This window comes from Dyadobacter sp. OTU695, assembly GCF_038440355.1.
Classification (GTDB): Bacteria; Bacteroidota; Bacteroidia; order Cytophagales; family Spirosomataceae; genus Dyadobacter.
In genome coordinates this window covers 123,719-141,156 of sequence record NZ_JASATN010000001.1, presented here as the reverse complement: position 1 = coordinate 141,156, position 17,438 = coordinate 123,719, and the positions used below count along the sequence as shown (strand labels likewise).

Genomic DNA, 17,438 nt, shown 5'->3' with positions numbered 1-17,438 from the left:
TGGTATCCGCAAAAATACGGACTTTTGCCCGGAAAGCCTTGCAGTTACACATGATGCGCATCGGATTTGACGCCAAAAGAGCGTTTGCCAATAAAACTGGTCTGGGAAATTACAGCCGCTTCGTTCTCGACGCATTAATGGTGCATGAACCGGTCCATGAATATTTTGCCTACACCCCCAAAAACAACCGCCATCTGTTCGACGGATTTCCCGCGGGGTCAATACATTACCCGAAAAACTTTATCGATCAAAAATTATCGGCGTACTGGCGCTACGCCCGCATTACGCGACAGCTTCGCGAGGAAAAAGTGGGGATTTACCACGGCCTCAGCAACGAAATTCCGCAAGGGCTGCAAGCTGCCGGTATCGGCTCGGTAGTAACCATTCACGATCTCATTTTTGAAAGGCTGCCGCATCTTTTCAAGCCAGTCGACCGCGCCATTTACCGCCACAAATTCAAATCGGCCTGCAGACGTGCCGATGCAGTGGTTGCAGTAAGCGATCAGACCCGGCGTGACCTGATCGAATTGTATGGTGTGGACGATACAAAGATCAAAGTCATTTACCAGGATTGTAATCCGGTATTTCAAAAACAGCTGGCCGCAGAAGAAAGAACCCGCATTTGCGCTGAGTACGGTATCGACGGGCCATTTATCCTTTGTGTAGGCACTTTGGAAGAGCGTAAAAACCAGCACCGGCTTGTCGAAGCATTTGCCGGATTGAAGAACCATGATTTCAAACTCGTTCTGGTAGGAAAACCCACCGCTTATTTGCAAAAGATTAAGGAAACGATCCAGCGGTTGAAATTGGAAGACAGGGTGCTTCTGCGCCACAACGTATCTACACCGGATTTACCCGCATTATATCAGGCCGCGGACGTATTTGCTTACATTTCTATCTACGAAGGCTTCGGCATTCCCATCGTCGAAGCGTTGCACAGCGGAACGGCCGTGCTCGCAGCCAAAGGTTCCTGTCTGGAAGAGGCCGGCGGCCCGGGCGGACTGTATGCGGATCCCTATCAAACAGAAAACATCAGCGAACAGCTACAAAAACTGGTCACTGATGTTCATCTCAGGAATACTTTATCGGAAGCGGGAAAGCTGCATGTTCAGCAGTTTGCGGGAAAGCATATCGCCGGGCAGCTTATTCAGCTTTATAAAAGCATTTAACTATTTTTCGCGGTATTGTTCGATAATCCGGTACAATGCTTTTTGTTTTTCGAGATCAGGGAAAAAGTCGAAAAGCTGTTCGTGACCATCATAATCCAGCGTCAGGCCGATTTCCAGGTTTACCAATGCTTCACGATATTGTCCGGCGTGAATCTGATACACGGTCATGCGGTAATATAGGTCCGCTTCTTCGGACATTTCATCGATCGCAGCTTGCAGCAAGTCGCAAGCGCGGGCATAGTTGCCTTGCTCGAACAACACATAGGACCATTTCAGCCAGATATCCGGGTTTGAAGGCTCTATTTCTGCCGCTTTTTCAAATGCCTCGAATGCCGAAACGACATTACCTACCTTGAATTCGGTTTCGGCCAGGGCAAGCCAATAGTCGGGGTTCAACTCCGTGATCTGGATCGCTTTTCTCAGAAAACCAACCGCTTCGTACCAACGCCCCAGCTCACTGAAACAGATTCCCAGACCATACCATCCGTCGTCCCACTGGCTATCCAGCTTCACCGTTTGCCGGTAATACTTAATAGCAGTTTCAAATTCTCCCAATTTCTCGTAACACGTTCCCAGGCAGCAGCAAGTTTCAGGCTGATCACCTTCAAGCTCGATCGCACGGAGATACTGAACTTTGGCATCTTCGTATTTTTCCAGGTTCATGTAGGAGTTACCGAGCTGGAAAAAAGCGGATGCGAAATCGTCTTTGATCAGTGTCGCGTACTCATATGCGTGTACTGCGTCCTCGTGCCGTTCCAGCTTGCTAAACGCAATACCGAGGTTGTACCAGGCATGGTGCGAGAAAGGGTCGCGGTCGACCAGGTCATTATAATATTCCAAATGGCTTTCCAGTTGGCCTACCAGATCGAGGCAATGGGCCAGTTCGTAAAGCGCGTTTTCGTTATTCAGATTATTGCGGAGCGACCGTTTGTAGTACTTGATCGCATCTTCATATTTACCCCAGTTCTGATAAGTCTGACCGATCTGGAAATAAATTTCATCGCGGTCTTCCACCCTGCTGAGCAGATTTTCGAGGATTTCAATCGCCTCTTCATATTCTCCCATCATATTGGCTACCGCCACCTGCATGAAAGAAATTTCGATGTCGCCGGGGTGAAAAAGGGATGCGCGCTCCAATATTTCGAGGGCCAATTCGTGCTCGCCGCGGTTGGCGTGCAGCTGAACCATGCTGAGCAGCAGGTCGAGCGAATAGGGGTAGTCCGACAGGCCCATCTCACAAGCTTTAAAAGCCTTTTCCCAATCCCCCTTTTCAATGTAATGTACTGTAACCTTTTCGTAAGTATCCAAATCAAAAAAGACCGGCTCGCTGGTTTTCAGCATTCTCTCGAACCTGAGCAGTGTCTCCTTCATATAGTCCTTCCTTTCACCGAAATTTTTCTCCATCATACGAACCGCTAGGTTAGAATCGAGGGCAAACGCACCACTATTAATGAAAGAAAGTTATAAAATAATTCCCCGGATTTCAAATCCCCCCGGGCAAACTTTCACTAATGCGGGACACGGTTTCCTCAATAGACTGAAATTGAAAATCTAATGCCTTCCTGACTTTGGTATTGTCGTAGGTGATTTTCCTGGCAGCAGATTGTGCCGTTTCCTTGGTAATCAGCGGCTTTGTCCCCAATAACCAGGTCCGTAATGCCTCTACCCGCCAGATCACCCCCGCCAATCCCGGACCGACCTTAAAGGACGGTCTTTTACGGTTCATTTTGTCCGCTATCATATTGAACAAATTATGATAGGAAATGCTCCCCGCATTAAGCAGGAAGCGCTCGCCGGCAATGTCGGAGCCGGCCAAACGGTACACGATCTCCGCCACATCCTTCACATCCACGACATTCGCTATGCCTTCCGTGTAAAAAGGCTTTTCTCTGTATACGTACCTGAAAATCTGCGTACTGCTCTTCTCCCAGTCGCCCTCGCCCAGTATCAGCGTCGGGTTCACTATTACGGCACTGAGCCCTTCCGCAATACCGCGCCAGACTTCCAGTTCCGCCATATGCTTGGTTTTAGCATACTCCGAATTTTCCGGTGAATCCTCCCAGCGTTGTTCTTCATTCAGAACCAGGGCCTGCGTACCTGCCTGCTTACGCTTATCAGGACGGCCAATAGCCGCGATGCTGCTGACGTGTACCAGTTTTTGTGTTTTGTATTTCAAACATACATTCACCACGTTGGCGGTCCCTTCCGCATTCACTTTATACATCATCTTCCGGTCGCGCGGCACGAACGACACCACGGCAGCCGTGTGGACCACATAATCAACCTGTTCTATCGCCTTTTCCAGCGACAAAATATCCAGGATATCGCCTTCCACCCAGTTCAGTTTCGGATGATCTACGGCAAGCAGGCGCTTGTCCGCTCCCGGGCGTACCAGTGCGAAAACTTCATGGTTTTCCGACAAGAATTTCCTGGCTACTGCGCTGCCCACCAAGCCCGTCGCACCGGTAATGAGTACTTTCATGTAAGCAAAACAAATTGTTTCGGTCAAAGTTCGCAGTAAAAAAGTAGTTTGTCACACCATTGCAAGCCTTTTTACTAATTTTACACCCCGGCCACACCCGGGGAGCGACTTTGCTCCTATGTTTGAACCATATTCAAATCCTTGATTTCAAATGCCGATTTCAAATCCCGAAAGATATACCGTCACAGCAGCGCTGATCTACGCCAACGGCCCGATCCACATCGGTCATTTGGCGGGATGTTACGTACCGGCTGATATATACGTTCGCTATCTCCGGTCTTCGGGCAAGGAAGTAGCGTTCATCAGCGGTACCGACGAGCATGGCGTCCCCATTACCATCCGCGCGAAAAAGGAGGGCCTGACACCTCAGCAGGTCGTAGATAAATATTACGAGCAGATCGATGCTTCGTTCAAATCGCTGGGCATTTCCTTTGATGTCTATTCCCGCACAAGCAAGCCCGTTCATCACGAAACGTCCCGCGAGATTTTCAGGGATTTGTATGATAAAAAGGTATTCATCGAAGAAACGACCGAGCAATACTATGACGAAACCGCGCAGCAATTCCTGGCCGACCGGTACATTGTAGGCACCTGCCCCGTATGTGCAAACCCGAATGCCTACGGCGACCAATGCGAGCGTTGCGGTTCTACATTGAGTCCGCTGGAACTGAAAGATCCGCGCTCGACGCTATCAGGAGCGAAACCTGTGTTGAAAGCGACCAAAAACTGGTATTTGCCACTGGACAAAATGCAGCCCCAGATTGAAGCATACGTCAACGGCCATCCCGAATGGAAGACAAACGTTTTCGGGCAATGCCAGTCGTGGCTGAAAGACGGCCTGAAACCACGCGCCATGACCCGCGACCTTGACTGGGGCATTAAAGTGCCCGTCGAAGACACAGAAGGCAAGGTACTATATGTATGGTTTGAAGCGCCGATCGGTTATATCTCGGCGACCAAAGACTGGCTCATCCAGAAGAACGGAACCGACGAGGGGTGGCAAAAATGGTGGCAGCCCGCAAAAGACGCTTCGGAAGGCGAAACCAAGCTGGTACATTTTATTGGAAAAGACAACATCGTTTTCCATTGCATCATCTTCCCGGCCATGCTAATGGCCGAAGGCAACTATATCCTGGCGGATAATGTGCCCGCCAATGAGTTTATGAACCTCGAAGGCGATAAAATCTCGACCTCGCGTAACTGGGCTGTATGGCTGCACGAGTACCTCGAAGAACTGCCCGATAAGCAGGATGTACTTCGTTACGTACTCACGGCCAACGCGCCCGAAACCAAAGACAGCGAATTCACCTGGAAAGACTTCCAGACCCGCAACAATAGCGAGCTAGTAGGCATTTACGGAAACTTCATCAACCGCGCGGTGGTGCTGACGCAGAAATTCTGCGAAGGAAAAGTGCCGCAGCGTGGCGAATTGCAGGATATCGACCGCAACGCGCTCGACGAATTGGGCAAGTTCCCCGGAAAAATAGCCGATTCAATGGAAAATTACCGTTTCCGCGAGGCACTTGCACTTATTATGGATTTGGCAAGAACAGGAAACAAATACCTGGCCGATACCCAGCCCTGGCATGTGATCAAAACCGATCCGGAGCGTGTGAATACGATTCTGAACATAGCATTGCAAATCTCGGCAACGCTTTCGGTCGTTTCCGAGCCGGTACTGCCATTCACTGCGGCCAAGATTCAGGAGCAACTTGGCCTTTCAGGCAAAAACTGGCAGGATGCGGGCAATCCTGATCTGCTTGCACCCGGCCAGCCCGTCCTGGAAGGAAAGCTGCTTTTTGAAAAAATAGAAGATCATATCATCGAAAAGCAAGTACAGAAACTGCACGATGCCAAACGGCTGAATGAACTGGAAGGTAAAACAGTCCTTCCGGTAAAACCTGAGATTCAGTACGATGATTTCGCGAAAATGGACATCCGCATTGCAACAATTCTCGAAGCCGAAAATGTACCGAAAAGTAAAAAGCTGCTGAAATTACGGATCGATATCGGCTCAGAACAACGCACTGTGCTGAGCGGAATCTCCGAACATTTTAAACCGGAGGAAGTGATCGGCAAAAAAGTGCTTTACCTCGCAAACCTGTCTCCACGAAAGATGATGGGAATGGAAAGCCACGGAATGATCCTTATGGCCGAAGACCGGGACGGTAGCCTTGCATTTGTCCAGCCAGGAAAAGATGTCTGGAACGGCGGAACCGTTAACTAAGCTTACAGGCCCTGCATCGGCGTCGTACCATGCAGGGCCTTCTTTCATTGAAACTCTTTGCGTACCGAATCATAGATCGAATGCACCCGCTCCACCAGCAACAGGCACTCATGGTCTGTCAAATGGTCGATCGTGTTGCTTACGGCATTCGAAACTATCCGGCCTTCTTCATTCACTTTGGCACCTTTCTGCTTGATCACGGCGAGTATACTCTCCCACTCACCAACCAAGCCTTCTGAAAAATACCTGGGCTCAATAATATTGAAGTAGGCCGACTGCGATTTCAGTTTCTGCCTGAGTTTTGGCTGATCTACTTTAAGCTCTTCAACCAGCTTTGTTAGTTCAATAAAAGCGAAAATATTTGACTTTTTCATAACGTTGAGAATGAGGAGCACTGTGGGATTCTAATGCAAGATACAGATATGAAATTCCTTTTTTGAAAAAGTGGGGAATCTTTACTCAATCTTAATGCATTCTATTAGAACCGTACAAACTCCGCAAGGATTAATACCAAACCCTTATTATATTACTTCCAACAGTTCGTCGAAAACAATCCTTTATAACAGAAAAACCCGGTCAGACACCGGGTTTTTGTAGTAATACCTCTTTATTTTTTACCAACGTTCGATATCAACCTTACGGTGATAATCGCCTTGTTCGTCCCCGAAGGGAAGGAACAGCACCAGCTGACGACGGTTGTCGTCATATCTTGCTGATATATTATCTATATCTACTCCATCAGGAATGACGAAAGTATTGATGAAACGGATTGTCTTCCACTGCTCGTCGTCGGGCAAATTTTCCTGTGAAAATATGGGCAGTAAGTGGAAAAGCTTTAAGTTATTCGAGTTTCTTTTTCCTTTTACAACTTCCAATTGCAGATCCTCAACCTCGATGCCTGGAATTTTCACAACTACTTCGAAACCGTCCGACCCTTTGTCAAGCTTGATAGAGGGCTCACTCATTCCACCGTTCACCGTGTTGATAAAATCTATATTCATCAACATCTCCCGGGGTATTTTCAGTTTGCTTTCCATAGCTATCGCGTTTTAGGTTCACAAGTTTTACCTATTAACGAAAAACTGCGTGCCAAAGATCGTTTTTCAGCCAAAAACTATGTAGTTCAATGCTATGGAAAAGTGCTTGCACGCTACAAAACGGCCGTTATGAAGTAAATCAGCACATTTCACTGGAAATTATTGCCCCCTCTGCAAACCGGGAATAGGACAAGTGCCAAAATGACAATTCCGCCCGACCTGACCCGCCAAATTGACACAAATACACCATAAATACCTCACCTGTCGCTGTGCCCCAGATTGCGATCAGGTGCGATAATATCCCTCACCCGCTGCTTCAATTCCTTCGGTTCGGGAAAATGGCCTTCACGCTTCCGATCCCACAGAAGCTCCTCTCCTATCGTAATTGTGTACCTTCCGGCCACCTCGGAGGGCCTAAGTTGCACTGCATGCACGTCATCGGTAAAAGTAGTAAGCAGTTCCTGTGCCATCCAGGCAGCCCGCAGGAGCCATCCGCATTTGGGGCAATATTCGATTTCTATCGTCGGTTTCATGTCGTCGTTTTTATAAATGCCAAAAGTCGGAATTGGAGGCATAGAATCAAAAAAGCCGCGAAGGACATTCCCTCGCGGCTTTCGACTATAACCTAACCCTTTAATCTTGATGAGAAAGCCTTTCGAAAAGTCTTCCCTAACGCTTTACAAATGTACAGCGCTCTCACCAAGCATTTTAGCGTCAAAATCCCCGTTTTTCAGCACGGGTAGCATTACAAGTGCGACCTCGTAGTATTGCTCAACAGGTATACGTAAAATTACGTGATTTTAAGTAGCATGGAACAAATTAGACTGACTTACAATTAGTTACAAAACAACCGTTAAATCAATTGCAATGTAGCGGCTTGACCTTACCTCAACGGCTATTTACATTTACGTTGCATAATTGTTACATTTTTAACGAAAACTATGGACAGCAAAAAATTTACAGGTAGAGAGGGTCGGCTGATTTCGGCGACTGAAGCCCAGGAACTTACTACTCCACACCAAAAAAGGGAACGTTACTTCACCGATAAGGGCGAAAACTACGTAAAGGCAGAGTTCTTCGGCATTCACACTTTCAATGAGTTGATTAAATTGCATGGCGACAACTGTGTAGGATTTCGGGTCTACTATGGCCTAAGGGACGAAGAAGAAGACAACGATACATTGGCTGCAAAATTCAAGAAGCCTACGCCACGGCTAGTGCTAGTGCCTGTCGATGCCGATGGAAGGGATATTATTAGGACAGCACAATTGGGCGGATTGAAAGACATGCCCACCGGAGGCGAAGCTATGACGGGTGGCCCACTTTGCCCACGCCAGTGTTAGGAACGAGAAAGTTCGTTAATCTATTAATGTATGTTCGATAGTCACTTTGCATATATTGTCAATAATCCCATTTCTTCTATTGCAGTATTTGTCACAGTTTTACCATTAACACTCACTATTGTAAGAAGAGCATTTGTAGATCAGTCGCTAAGATTGCTCTTCTGCTACCTTTTGGCAAAGTTGGTAATCGATCTTGCGATGCTCCATTTAGCTTCGAACAGGACAAACAACATTATATTTTACAATCTGAGCATCCCGCTTTTTTACGCACTACTCGGCGGGATGTTTTATTTCAAGTTCGAGGGAAGGTCGCAGAGGAGATTCTTAATAGCATCCATTATCGGACTTTTCTTCTTTTGTGCCTGGGATGTAGTCAACTCTAATCAAGACCTTCATAACATGCGGGAACACAGGGTTGTACTTTATTCCAAAACCGTTGAAGGCGTTTTGATGATCCTGCTGATCTTACTATACTTTTATGAACTTATTAAATCTCTTCAAATACCTAATTTACTGACATTCCCCTTCTTTTGGATATGCTCAGGACTGTTGCTTTATTATTCGAGTCTTATATTTATAGCACCAGTCATACATTATGCATACACCTGGAACAATACGATGGATCTGGGGATAACCGAGTTCATTCCCAGCATTTTTGAAATTATCTGTGCCCTCCTTTTCAGCGTAGGCATTTATCATTATTCACCAAAGGATTATGCAAAACAGTGAAGAACTAAAATGGGCACTTTTGATAGCCTCACTGGCTATGCTGGCCATGGCGTTTTGCATGATCGCCTTTGTGATGTATTATCAAAAACGGAGGTTTGAGGAAGAAAAGAGAATCAGCGACATCGAAAAAAACTACAATCGCTTACTTCTCGATACGGCGCTTAATTCAGAGGAAACAGAACGGCGGCGGATTGCACAGGATTTGCATGACGATATAGGCACCATGCTGTCACTCACCAAACTAAGTCTCAACCAATTGAGTAAATTAGTAGGCAATTCAGGTGACGAGAAGGAAGAAAGCATTATGAAAAAGTCGCAGTCGCTTGTCGAAGAGACGATCCTGCACGTGCGGCGCATCACGCGTGACCTGGTACCTACGACCCTGGAACGGTTCGGACTGATGGAGGCGATCGAGGAATTTATTCACAAGTTAGAAGAGGACAACAATCTCGTCATCGCCTTCCAATCCAATACCGAGGAATTTCCGCGTCAGGGCCAGAAACTGGAACTGACGCTTTACCGCATTATGCAGGAGCTTGTCAACAACGCGATCAAGCATGCGAGCTGCACAAAAATCGATATTGTGCTGGAAATTGATGAAGAAATGATAGGTTTGCGGGTTACCGACAATGGTGTCGGTTTCGACCCCGAAAAAATAAAGGAAAGCAACCTGGCAGGGCTGGGTTTGCTGGGAATTGAAAGCCGGTTGGCCATCGTAAACGGAACAGTCCAGTACGAACAGCCAGCCAAGGGCGGTTCCAGTGCCATCGCGAGGATACCGGTGAACCCGGCATCCGGTAATAAACCTGAACCACTACATCCATTCCGCCGGGAACGAGTGAATATTTAATGCTATGAGCACCCTTAAACTAGGAATTGCCGACGACCACGAACTATTCAGAAAGGGGTTTATCTCCATGCTGAGCGGCATTCCCGATTTCGAATTTATACTGGAAGCCGGCAACGGCCAGGAACTACTGGACCGCCTGCCCGCCAACACGCCTGACATCGTTTTTATGGACCTGCAAATGCCCGTTATGGATGGCATTCAGGCCACAGAAGCCGCCTTCGAACGCTTCCCGAATATCAAAATCATCGTCGTTTCGATGTATAACGAGGACCGGTTCGTGATTCACATGCTCGAAAAGGGCGTGCAAGGTTATCTACTGAAAGATACCAGCCCCGACGAGGTCGAAAAAGCGATCAGAAGGGTTCACGAGGAAGGTTTCTATTACAACGACTTCGTCTCCAAGGCCATGCACCGAAAAATGGTAAACCGGCATGTCAACAAGCATCCATTCTTTCCGAATGCATGTAACGTAGCGCTCTCATCGCGCGAAAAAGAAGTGCTTCAATTGATTTGCGACGGGCTGTCAACCACCGAGATCGGCGACAAACTATTCATCAGTGTACGGACGGTTGAAGGGCATAGACTGCGGGTCCTGGAAAAAACGGGTACCAAAAGCACTGCGGCGGCTGTCGCGTTCGCGTACAAAAATCAGCTGCTGAGCTAAGCGTAATGCTTTCATGATGGAAACTTCCGGGGTTTATGCTATATTTCCCGGAGCCATTCCATGTACAGCTATGAAAGCCCTGATCGTCTGCACTAACCACGATACTTATCCGGCCAAAACCTCCAAAACAGGTCTCTGGCTGAGCGAGTTGACGCACTTTTATGATGTACTGGCGAAACGACGCATCATGATGGATTTCGTCAGCCCGCTGGGTGGCACCATACCGGTAGACGAACGGAGTCTCGACCTCAAAGACGAATGCAACGCCCGTTACTGGGAGGACGCTTCCTTCCGCCAAAAGCTGCAAAACTCCTTTAAACCATCGGAAATTGCTCCGAATGATTACCGGCTGATCTACTTCGCCGGCGGCCACGGCGCCATGTGGGATTTCCCCGAAAATGCCGAATTGCAGAATCTTGCAAAAACCATTTATGAAAGAAACGGCATGGTAACTGCCATAGCCCACGGCGTTAGCGGATTGCTCAATATCAGGCTTTCCGACGGCGCACCGCTGATCCAGGACAAATACGTCACAGCCTACTCGAATGTAGAAGAAGCTCTTGTGAGCTTTGTAAGTGAAGTCCCCTTCTACCTCGAAGATAAATTAAAGGAACGTGGCGCGCATTATACGAAAGCCATGATCCCGTTTGTGGAATTCATCGAAATGGACGAACGGCTCATTACGGGACAGAATTCGCATTCAGCCCGGAAAGTAGCGTCCAAAGCCCTGGAAGAACTTTTTGAAAAGTAGTATTTAGCTTTTACCGGATCAACTCACCGAAAAGTGCGCGGAAAGTAGGCAGGATCAGGTCTTTTTCAGAAACGATCGGATCAGTAACTCCCCAGTCGATATTCAGATCCGGATCGCTCCACAGTATGCCCGATTCGGATGCCTTATTATAAAGATTCGTGCATTTGTAGCTGAAAATCGAATCTTCCAAAGCCACAAAACCATGGGCAAATCCTTCGGGAATGTAAGCAATGTTGTTTTGCTCCCCGCTTAATTCGAAGACTTCATGCTTTCCGAAGGTTGGTGAATCGGGGCGGATATCGACAGCCACATCCAGCACTCTACCCGAGATCACCCGCACCAGCTTGCCTTGTGCGAAAGGTGCGTTCTGGAAATGCAGACCTCTTACCACCCCCTTTTTCGAAAACGACTGATTGTCCTGGACAAAGTTTACGGGCAGGCCGAGTTTGGCAAATATCTCCTCATTATACGATTCAAAGAACATCCCACGGTCATCGGAGAAGACCCTTGGCAAAATTTCAACTAGACCGGCAATGGAAGTTTCTCGAATCTGCATATAGTCGTTATGTGTTGGTTGGAGCAAAGTTTAATGTTGCCGCAAATTTATGAATCTATTGGAAGAGGTTGTAATTTCGTCGCAATATTTACAAAATCATGACTTATCAAGAGCTCTTCCAGCAAATTTCGACTAAAAGGTCCTATTTGTGTGTGGGTTTGGACACCGATATCCAGAAAATCCCGGCGCATTTATTGAAAACCGACGATCCGATTTTTGAATTCAACAAACAGATCATTGACGCCACGGTGGATTACTGCGTTTCTTACAAACCCAATATCGCGTTTTATGAAGCGTTAGGACCAAAAGGTTGGGAGAGCCTTCAAAAGACCGTCGAGTACATTCCAAAAAGCCATTTTACGATCGCCGATGCTAAACGCGGCGATATAGGGAACACATCCGGCTTGTACGCCAGGGCATTTTTCGACAAATCGTCGTCTGGCCTCGACTTCGATTCCATCACGGTGGCTCCGTACATGGGCAGCGATTCGGTAACCCCCTTCCTCGCATTCGAAGGTAAATGGGTGATATTGCTTGCATTAACTTCCAATCCGGGCAGTGCCGACTTCCAGCGGCTTGATGCTGAGGGCTCGGCATTATACGAAAACGTCCTGCGTACGTCGCAAACCTGGGTGGGCGCGGAGCGCATGATGTATGTCGTAGGCGCCACGCAGGCATCCGATTTTGAGAAGATACGAACCATTATCCCCGATCATTTCCTGCTCGTACCAGGCGTGGGCGCGCAGGGCGGCAACCTTGAAGAGGTTTCGAAGTTTGGTATGAACAAGAACTGCGGGCTCCTCGTCAATGCCTCGCGGAGCATCATCTACGCCAGCAACGGAACCGATTTCGCGGAGAAAGCGAAACAGGAAGCCTCCGCGCTCCAACAGGAGATGGCCGTTTACCTCGACAGATACTTATCATAATATCAACTCCGGCACCTCGCGTACCATCCCTATATCGAAATGCAACTTTCTGACCATTACCCCTATTCCATTCAGGGAATCGACCCAATTCAGTTAATCAATCAATACGGAAGTCCGTTGTACGTGTACGACGGCGCGACCATCCGCCGGAAAGCCGCGGAACTTCAGCATGCCTTTGCAGGCGTGAATATGAAGATCAAATATGCATGCAAGGCCAACACGAACCTGGCTGTGCTGCGGCTGATGCGTGAAATTGGTGTGGAACTGGATGTGGTGTCCCCCGGAGAGTTTGAAATGGGGAAAATCGCGGGTTATGAAGCGAGCCAGATCACCTTTACGCCCAGTGGCGTGCATTTTGAAGAAGTGCGCGAAGCCGTGGAAGCCGGCGCGATTGTGAATGTCGACAGCCTTCCGTTGCTCGAATGGTTCGGTCAGACTTATGGAAATACCAGGCCTTGTATGATCCGTATCAAGCCCAATGTGGCGGCCGGCGGGCATACCAAAATCATGACTGCTCATGCCGATTCCAAGTTCGGCATCTCTGTCCTGCTTCTGGACCAGATCCTGGAAGTGATTAAGCAATACGACATTAAAGTTATCGGCTTGCACCAGCACACCGGTTCCGACATCAAGGACGCCGAGCCATTCCTGAAAGTGGCCGACATTCTTTTTGAAACCGCAAAGCATTTCCCAGATCTTCAGGTGATCGACTTGGGTGGCGGCTTCAAAGTTTCTTACCTGCCGGGCGATGCCATTACCGATATGGACCTGCTGGGCAAAAAGATTTCCAAACGCTTCCAGCTGTTCTGCCAGGAGTATGGCCGCGAATTGCAGCTCTGGTTCGAGCCGGGCAAGTTTCTCGTAAGCGAATCAGGTTTCCTTTTTGTGACTACTAATGTGGTGAAAGAAGACCCAGCGCGCAACTTCGTACACGTGGACTCAGGCCTTAACCACCTGATCCGTCCGATGATGTATGGCTCCTACCACCATATTCTCAATATTTCCAATCCAAAAGGCGATTTGAAACACTATAATGTGGTAGGGTACATTTGTGAAACCGACACATTTGCCACCGATCGCGAATTGCCGGAGGTCCGCAAGGGCGATGTGCTGGCGTTCCTGAATGCAGGTGCGTACGGATTGACGATGAGCTCAAATTACAACGCCCGTTTCCGTCCCGCCGAAGTGCTGATCGACAATGGAGTAGCCAAGCTGGTAAGGCGTCGGGAGACGATGGAGGATTTGCTCAAAACGCAAACAGACCTTTAAGTTTAGTTAAAACAGATATTAAGAAGCTGCATCGGACAACCCCATGCAGCTTCTTGCTTTTGAGGCCTTTGTGCATTCATTTTCAGTCAAAATTTCAATACATTTATCTATTAACCTACTCAAATCAATCACCAATGAAAACACTGTACACCACACTCCTGCTAATCTGTCTGTTGGTCGCCTCGAAAGCGTCCAAAGCCCAATCAACGAGCACGGCTTATGACTCTACGCTCGCCAGAAAGTTGAATGCGGATGAGTACGGCATGAAAAAATATGTGATGGTTTTCCTCAAAACCGGAAGCGCGACGAATGTTCCCAAGAGCAAGTCGGACAGTGCCTTTGCCGGACACATGCAAAATATCAACCGCCTGGCCGAATCCCGCAAGCTGGTGGTAGCCGGCCCATTCTTCAAAAACGACAAGTACCGTGGCATTTTTATCCTCAATGCGGATTCTATCGAGGAAGGTAGAAAGCTGGTTGAAAGCGATCCGGCTGTTCAGGCAAAGCTGCTGGATATGGAATTGCTGATGTGGTACGGTTCTGCCGCCCTGGCCGAGACGCTCGAAATTCACAAGAAAATCGAAAAGAAAAGCCACTGATTCTTGCCATTTTGTCCGGCGCAGCTCCTCAAAGTCACTCTTTTGAGACAAAATTTCCGATTTAGCAGATCGGCACAGCCTTTTTCACATTGCGTTATATCATTAACAAAGCGATTGACGCCATGAACTTTAACCAATACACCATTAAGGCGCAGGAGGTGATCCAGCACGCAGCCCAGATGGCCCAGGGCAACCAGCAGCAGGCTATCGAGACGGGGCACGTGTTGAAATCTATTTTGGAGGAAGACCCGAATACGTCGTTATTTTTACTGAATAAGCTCAATATCAGCGCGGACGTACTCAACAACCGTTTGCAAAAGATATTGGACGGTTACCCGCGCGTGAGCGGAGGACAGCCCTATCTGGGCAACGATATGGCCGCAGCCAGTGGCAAGGCACAGAATTACCTGAAAGAATTCGGCGACGAATTCATCAGCATCGAATTGCTGATACTGGGTATATTCAGCGGAAAAGATTCCACAGCCAACATGATGAAAGAGCTGGGATTCAATGAAAAGGAACTGATCAATGCAATCAAAGAACTTAGAGGAAAGAATAACCCTGTGAAAGATCAAAACGCAGAAGCCAAGTACCGCTCCCTGGAACGGTACAGCAAAAACTTGAATGAATTGGCCAAAGCCGGCAAAATCGACCCGGTGATCGGCCGCGACGAAGAAATCAGGCGGGTGCTGCAAATTCTCAGCCGCCGTACCAAAAACAACCCGATCCTGCTCGGTGAGCCGGGTGTGGGTAAAACCGCCATCGTGGAGGGCCTTGCACAGCGGATCGTGCAGGGCGACGTTCCCGAAAACCTGAAATCGAAAACGATTGTATCGCTCGATATGGGTTTGCTGATCGCAGGTGCGAAATACAAAGGTGAATTTGAAGAAAGGCTAAAAGCGGTCATTAAAGAGGTAACAGACTCGGAAGGCGAGATCGTGCTCTTTATTGACGAGATCCACACGCTGATAGGCGCCGGTGGCGGTGGCGAGAGTGCAATGGATGCCGCTAACCTGTTGAAACCGGCATTGGCGCGGGGTGAGCTGCACGCAATTGGCGCTACCACGCTGAAAGAATACCAGAAGTATATGGAGAAGGACAAGGCTTTGGAGCGCCGGTTCCAGGCCGTGATGGTGGACGAGCCTAATATTCCCGACGCTATCAGCATTCTGAGGGGTATTAAGGAAAAATATGAGTTACACCACGGTGTCCGCATTCAGGACGACGCGGTAATCGCGGCGGTAGAGCTTTCGAACCGCTATATCAGCGACCGTTTCCTCCCCGACAAGGCCATTGACCTGATGGACGAGGCTGCATCCAAACTCCGTTTGGAAATGGACAGCGTTCCCGAAGAACTCGATGAACTGAACCGCCGGATCATGCAGCTCGAAATCGAACGCGAGGCGATCCGCCGCGAGCATAACAAGGACAAGGAAACGGTTCTGAATAAAGAAATAGCCGACCTCAGCGAGCAGCGCAATGCCCTGAAAGCCCAGTGGGAAAATGAAAAGGGTAAGGTAAACGAGGTACGTTCGCTGAAAGAACAAAGTGAACAGTTGCGCCTGGAAGCAGAACAGGCCGAACGCGCAGGCGACTTTGGCAAGGTAGCCGAGATCCGCTACGGACGCATTCCCGAGGTTCAGACCAAATTGGAAGAGCTGCAAAAATCCGAAAACGCGGAAAGCTTAATGCAGGAAGAGATCACGCCGGAAGATATTGCCGAAGTAGTCGCCAAATGGACGGGTATCCCTGTCAGCAAAATGCTGCAAAGCGACCGCGAGAAGCTACTGCAACTCGAAGAGCACCTGCACCAGCGCGTGGCGGGTCAGGACGAGGCGATAGAAGTCGTTTCCGACGCCGTACGCCGCAGCCGCGCAGGTTTGCAGGACGCAAAACGGCCGATTGGCAGCTTCCTCTTCCTGGGTCCCACCGGGGTAGGTAAAACCGAGCTCGCGAAAACATTGGCAGAATACCTCTTCAACGACGAGAATGCCATGGTGCGCATCGATATGAGCGAATACCAGGAACGCCACGCGGTAAGCCGGCTCGTGGGAGCGCCTCCGGGATATGTGGGTTACGACGAGGGCGGCCAGCTCACGGAAGCTGTACGGCGCAAACCTTACAGCGTGATCCTGCTCGACGAGATCGAAAAAGCGCACCCGGATGTGTGGAATATACTGCTGCAAGTGCTGGACGAAGGCCGGTTGACCGATAACAAAGGCCGTGTTGCGAATTTCAAGAACACGATCATCATCATGACGTCGAACATTGGCAGCCACATTATCCAGGAGAAATTTGCGGAAGATGAGGGATGGAACCACACGCTGATCATCGAGGAGGCCAAACAGGCGGTATTGGATCTGCTGAAAGCGTCGGTAAGGCCCGAGTTCCTCAACCGTATCGACGAGATCGTACTCTTTGAACCACTGACTATGAAGAACATCCGCAAAATCGTGGATATTCAGTTCAAAGGCATCCAAAACATGCTGAAAGAGCAGGGTATCACGCTCGATGCAACCGACGAAGCGCTTACCAAGCTCGGTGAAGATGGTTTCGATCCGGCATTCGGTGCACGTCCGCTGAAACGGGTACTTCAAAGAAGAATCCTGAACGAATTGTCGAAAGGCATTCTCAGCGGACAAGTTGCGAAGGATGCCGTGATCATGATGGAGCTCGACGCAAAAGGTGAGCTGGTCTTCGAAAACGTCGGAGGCGTAGAGATCTAATCGCGGAAAAATGCTAATACAGAGAGCGGCAGCAGTGCCGCTCTTTTTGTTTTCCCCAAATTGCGAATTGCCACATGCTCCATTCCCACGTTGTGGAAGCTATGCATCGC

Annotated in this window: 17 protein-coding genes; 11 read left to right on the top strand and 6 right to left on the bottom strand. The window is 48.7% G+C overall.

Annotated features, from left to right (window positions below; genetic code table 11):
* Window positions 1-50: 50 nt before the first annotated feature.
* Window positions 51-1,169, top strand: a complete 1,119-nt coding sequence (locus AAHB90_RS00610) for a glycosyltransferase family 4 protein (protein ID WP_342082966.1) — start codon at window positions 51-53, stop codon at window positions 1,167-1,169.
* Here AAHB90_RS00610 and AAHB90_RS00605 read toward each other — a convergent pair whose 3' ends face one another.
* Window positions 1,170-2,576: a tetratricopeptide repeat protein gene (locus AAHB90_RS00605; RefSeq protein ID WP_342082965.1), complete on the bottom strand. Its 1,407-nt coding sequence runs from the start codon at window positions 2,574-2,576 to the stop codon at window positions 1,170-1,172. It abuts the gene before it with no gap.
* Window positions 2,577-2,652: 76 nt separating this feature from the next.
* Complete coding sequence (locus tag AAHB90_RS00600) at window positions 2,653-3,651, bottom strand: NAD-dependent epimerase/dehydratase family protein (RefSeq protein ID WP_342082964.1); 999 nt, start codon at window positions 3,649-3,651, stop codon at window positions 2,653-2,655.
* Window positions 3,652-3,802: 151 nt separating this feature from the next.
* Here AAHB90_RS00600 and metG point away from each other — a divergent pair, with 151 nt between their 5' ends.
* Window positions 3,803-5,878 carry a methionine--tRNA ligase gene (metG, locus tag AAHB90_RS00595; protein ID WP_342082963.1) on the top strand — a complete coding sequence of 692 codons (2,076 nt, stop codon included), beginning with the start codon at window positions 3,803-3,805 and terminating at the stop codon, window positions 5,876-5,878.
* A gap of 44 nt (window positions 5,879-5,922) precedes the next feature.
* Here metG and AAHB90_RS00590 read toward each other — a convergent pair whose 3' ends face one another.
* The 3 genes from AAHB90_RS00590 to AAHB90_RS00580 form a co-directional block, all read right to left on the bottom strand.
* On the bottom strand, window positions 5,923-6,252 hold the full coding sequence (locus AAHB90_RS00590) for a hypothetical protein (RefSeq protein WP_342082962.1): 330 nt from the start codon (window positions 6,250-6,252) through the stop codon (window positions 5,923-5,925).
* Window positions 6,253-6,492: 240 nt separating this feature from the next.
* Window positions 6,493-6,915 carry an Hsp20/alpha crystallin family protein gene (locus AAHB90_RS00585; RefSeq protein WP_342082961.1) on the bottom strand — a complete coding sequence of 141 codons (423 nt, stop codon included), beginning with the start codon at window positions 6,913-6,915 and terminating at the stop codon, window positions 6,493-6,495.
* A 257-nt stretch (window positions 6,916-7,172) separates the two neighbouring features.
* On the bottom strand, window positions 7,173-7,448 hold the full coding sequence (locus tag AAHB90_RS00580) for a SelT/SelW/SelH family protein (RefSeq protein ID WP_342082960.1): 276 nt from the start codon (window positions 7,446-7,448) through the stop codon (window positions 7,173-7,175).
* Between the two features lie 408 nt (window positions 7,449-7,856).
* On the opposite strand from AAHB90_RS00580, the gene AAHB90_RS00575 reads away from it, so the two are divergent.
* The 5 genes from AAHB90_RS00575 (at window position 7,857) to AAHB90_RS00555 (ending at window position 11,252) form a co-directional block, all read left to right on the top strand.
* Window positions 7,857-8,258: a hypothetical protein gene (locus AAHB90_RS00575; RefSeq protein WP_342082959.1), complete on the top strand. Its 402-nt coding sequence runs from the start codon at window positions 7,857-7,859 to the stop codon at window positions 8,256-8,258.
* A gap of 30 nt (window positions 8,259-8,288) precedes the next feature.
* A complete protein-coding gene (locus AAHB90_RS00570; RefSeq protein ID WP_342082958.1) occupies window positions 8,289-8,987 on the top strand; it encodes a hypothetical protein in 699 nt (232 codons plus the stop codon).
* Window positions 8,974-9,837: a sensor histidine kinase gene (locus AAHB90_RS00565; RefSeq protein ID WP_342082957.1), complete on the top strand. Its 864-nt coding sequence runs from the start codon at window positions 8,974-8,976 to the stop codon at window positions 9,835-9,837. The genes AAHB90_RS00570 and AAHB90_RS00565 overlap by 14 nt, the downstream gene beginning before the upstream one ends.
* 4 nt (window positions 9,838-9,841) lie before the next feature.
* Window positions 9,842-10,501, top strand: coding sequence for a response regulator transcription factor (locus AAHB90_RS00560; protein ID WP_342082956.1), 660 nt, complete (start codon window positions 9,842-9,844; stop codon window positions 10,499-10,501).
* A gap of 70 nt (window positions 10,502-10,571) precedes the next feature.
* A complete protein-coding gene (locus AAHB90_RS00555; protein WP_342082955.1) occupies window positions 10,572-11,252 on the top strand; it encodes a type 1 glutamine amidotransferase domain-containing protein in 681 nt (226 codons plus the stop codon).
* Window positions 11,253-11,262: 10 nt separating this feature from the next.
* Here AAHB90_RS00555 and rfbC read toward each other — a convergent pair whose 3' ends face one another.
* Window positions 11,263-11,808 carry a dTDP-4-dehydrorhamnose 3,5-epimerase gene (rfbC, locus tag AAHB90_RS00550; protein ID WP_342082954.1) on the bottom strand — a complete coding sequence of 182 codons (546 nt, stop codon included), beginning with the start codon at window positions 11,806-11,808 and terminating at the stop codon, window positions 11,263-11,265.
* A 98-nt stretch (window positions 11,809-11,906) separates the two neighbouring features.
* On the opposite strand from rfbC, the gene pyrF reads away from it, so the two are divergent.
* The 4 genes from pyrF to clpB all read left to right on the top strand — a co-directional run bounded on the left by pyrF (window position 11,907) and on the right by clpB (window position 17,328).
* The gene (gene pyrF / locus AAHB90_RS00545; protein ID WP_342082953.1) at window positions 11,907-12,734 is read left to right on the top strand and encodes an orotidine-5'-phosphate decarboxylase; all 828 of its coding nucleotides are present in this window, start codon (window positions 11,907-11,909) and stop codon (window positions 12,732-12,734) included.
* 39 nt (window positions 12,735-12,773) lie between these two features.
* Window positions 12,774-14,003, top strand: coding sequence for a diaminopimelate decarboxylase (gene lysA / locus AAHB90_RS00540; RefSeq protein ID WP_342082952.1), 1,230 nt, complete (start codon window positions 12,774-12,776; stop codon window positions 14,001-14,003).
* Window positions 14,004-14,137: 134 nt separating this feature from the next.
* Window positions 14,138-14,602 (top strand): YciI family protein, encoded by a 465-nt coding sequence (locus AAHB90_RS00535; RefSeq protein WP_342082951.1) that lies wholly within the window; start codon window positions 14,138-14,140, stop codon window positions 14,600-14,602.
* Between the two features lie 122 nt (window positions 14,603-14,724).
* Window positions 14,725-17,328: an ATP-dependent chaperone ClpB gene (gene clpB / locus AAHB90_RS00530; RefSeq protein WP_342082950.1), complete on the top strand. Its 2,604-nt coding sequence runs from the start codon at window positions 14,725-14,727 to the stop codon at window positions 17,326-17,328.
* Window positions 17,329-17,438 lie beyond the last annotated feature (110 nt).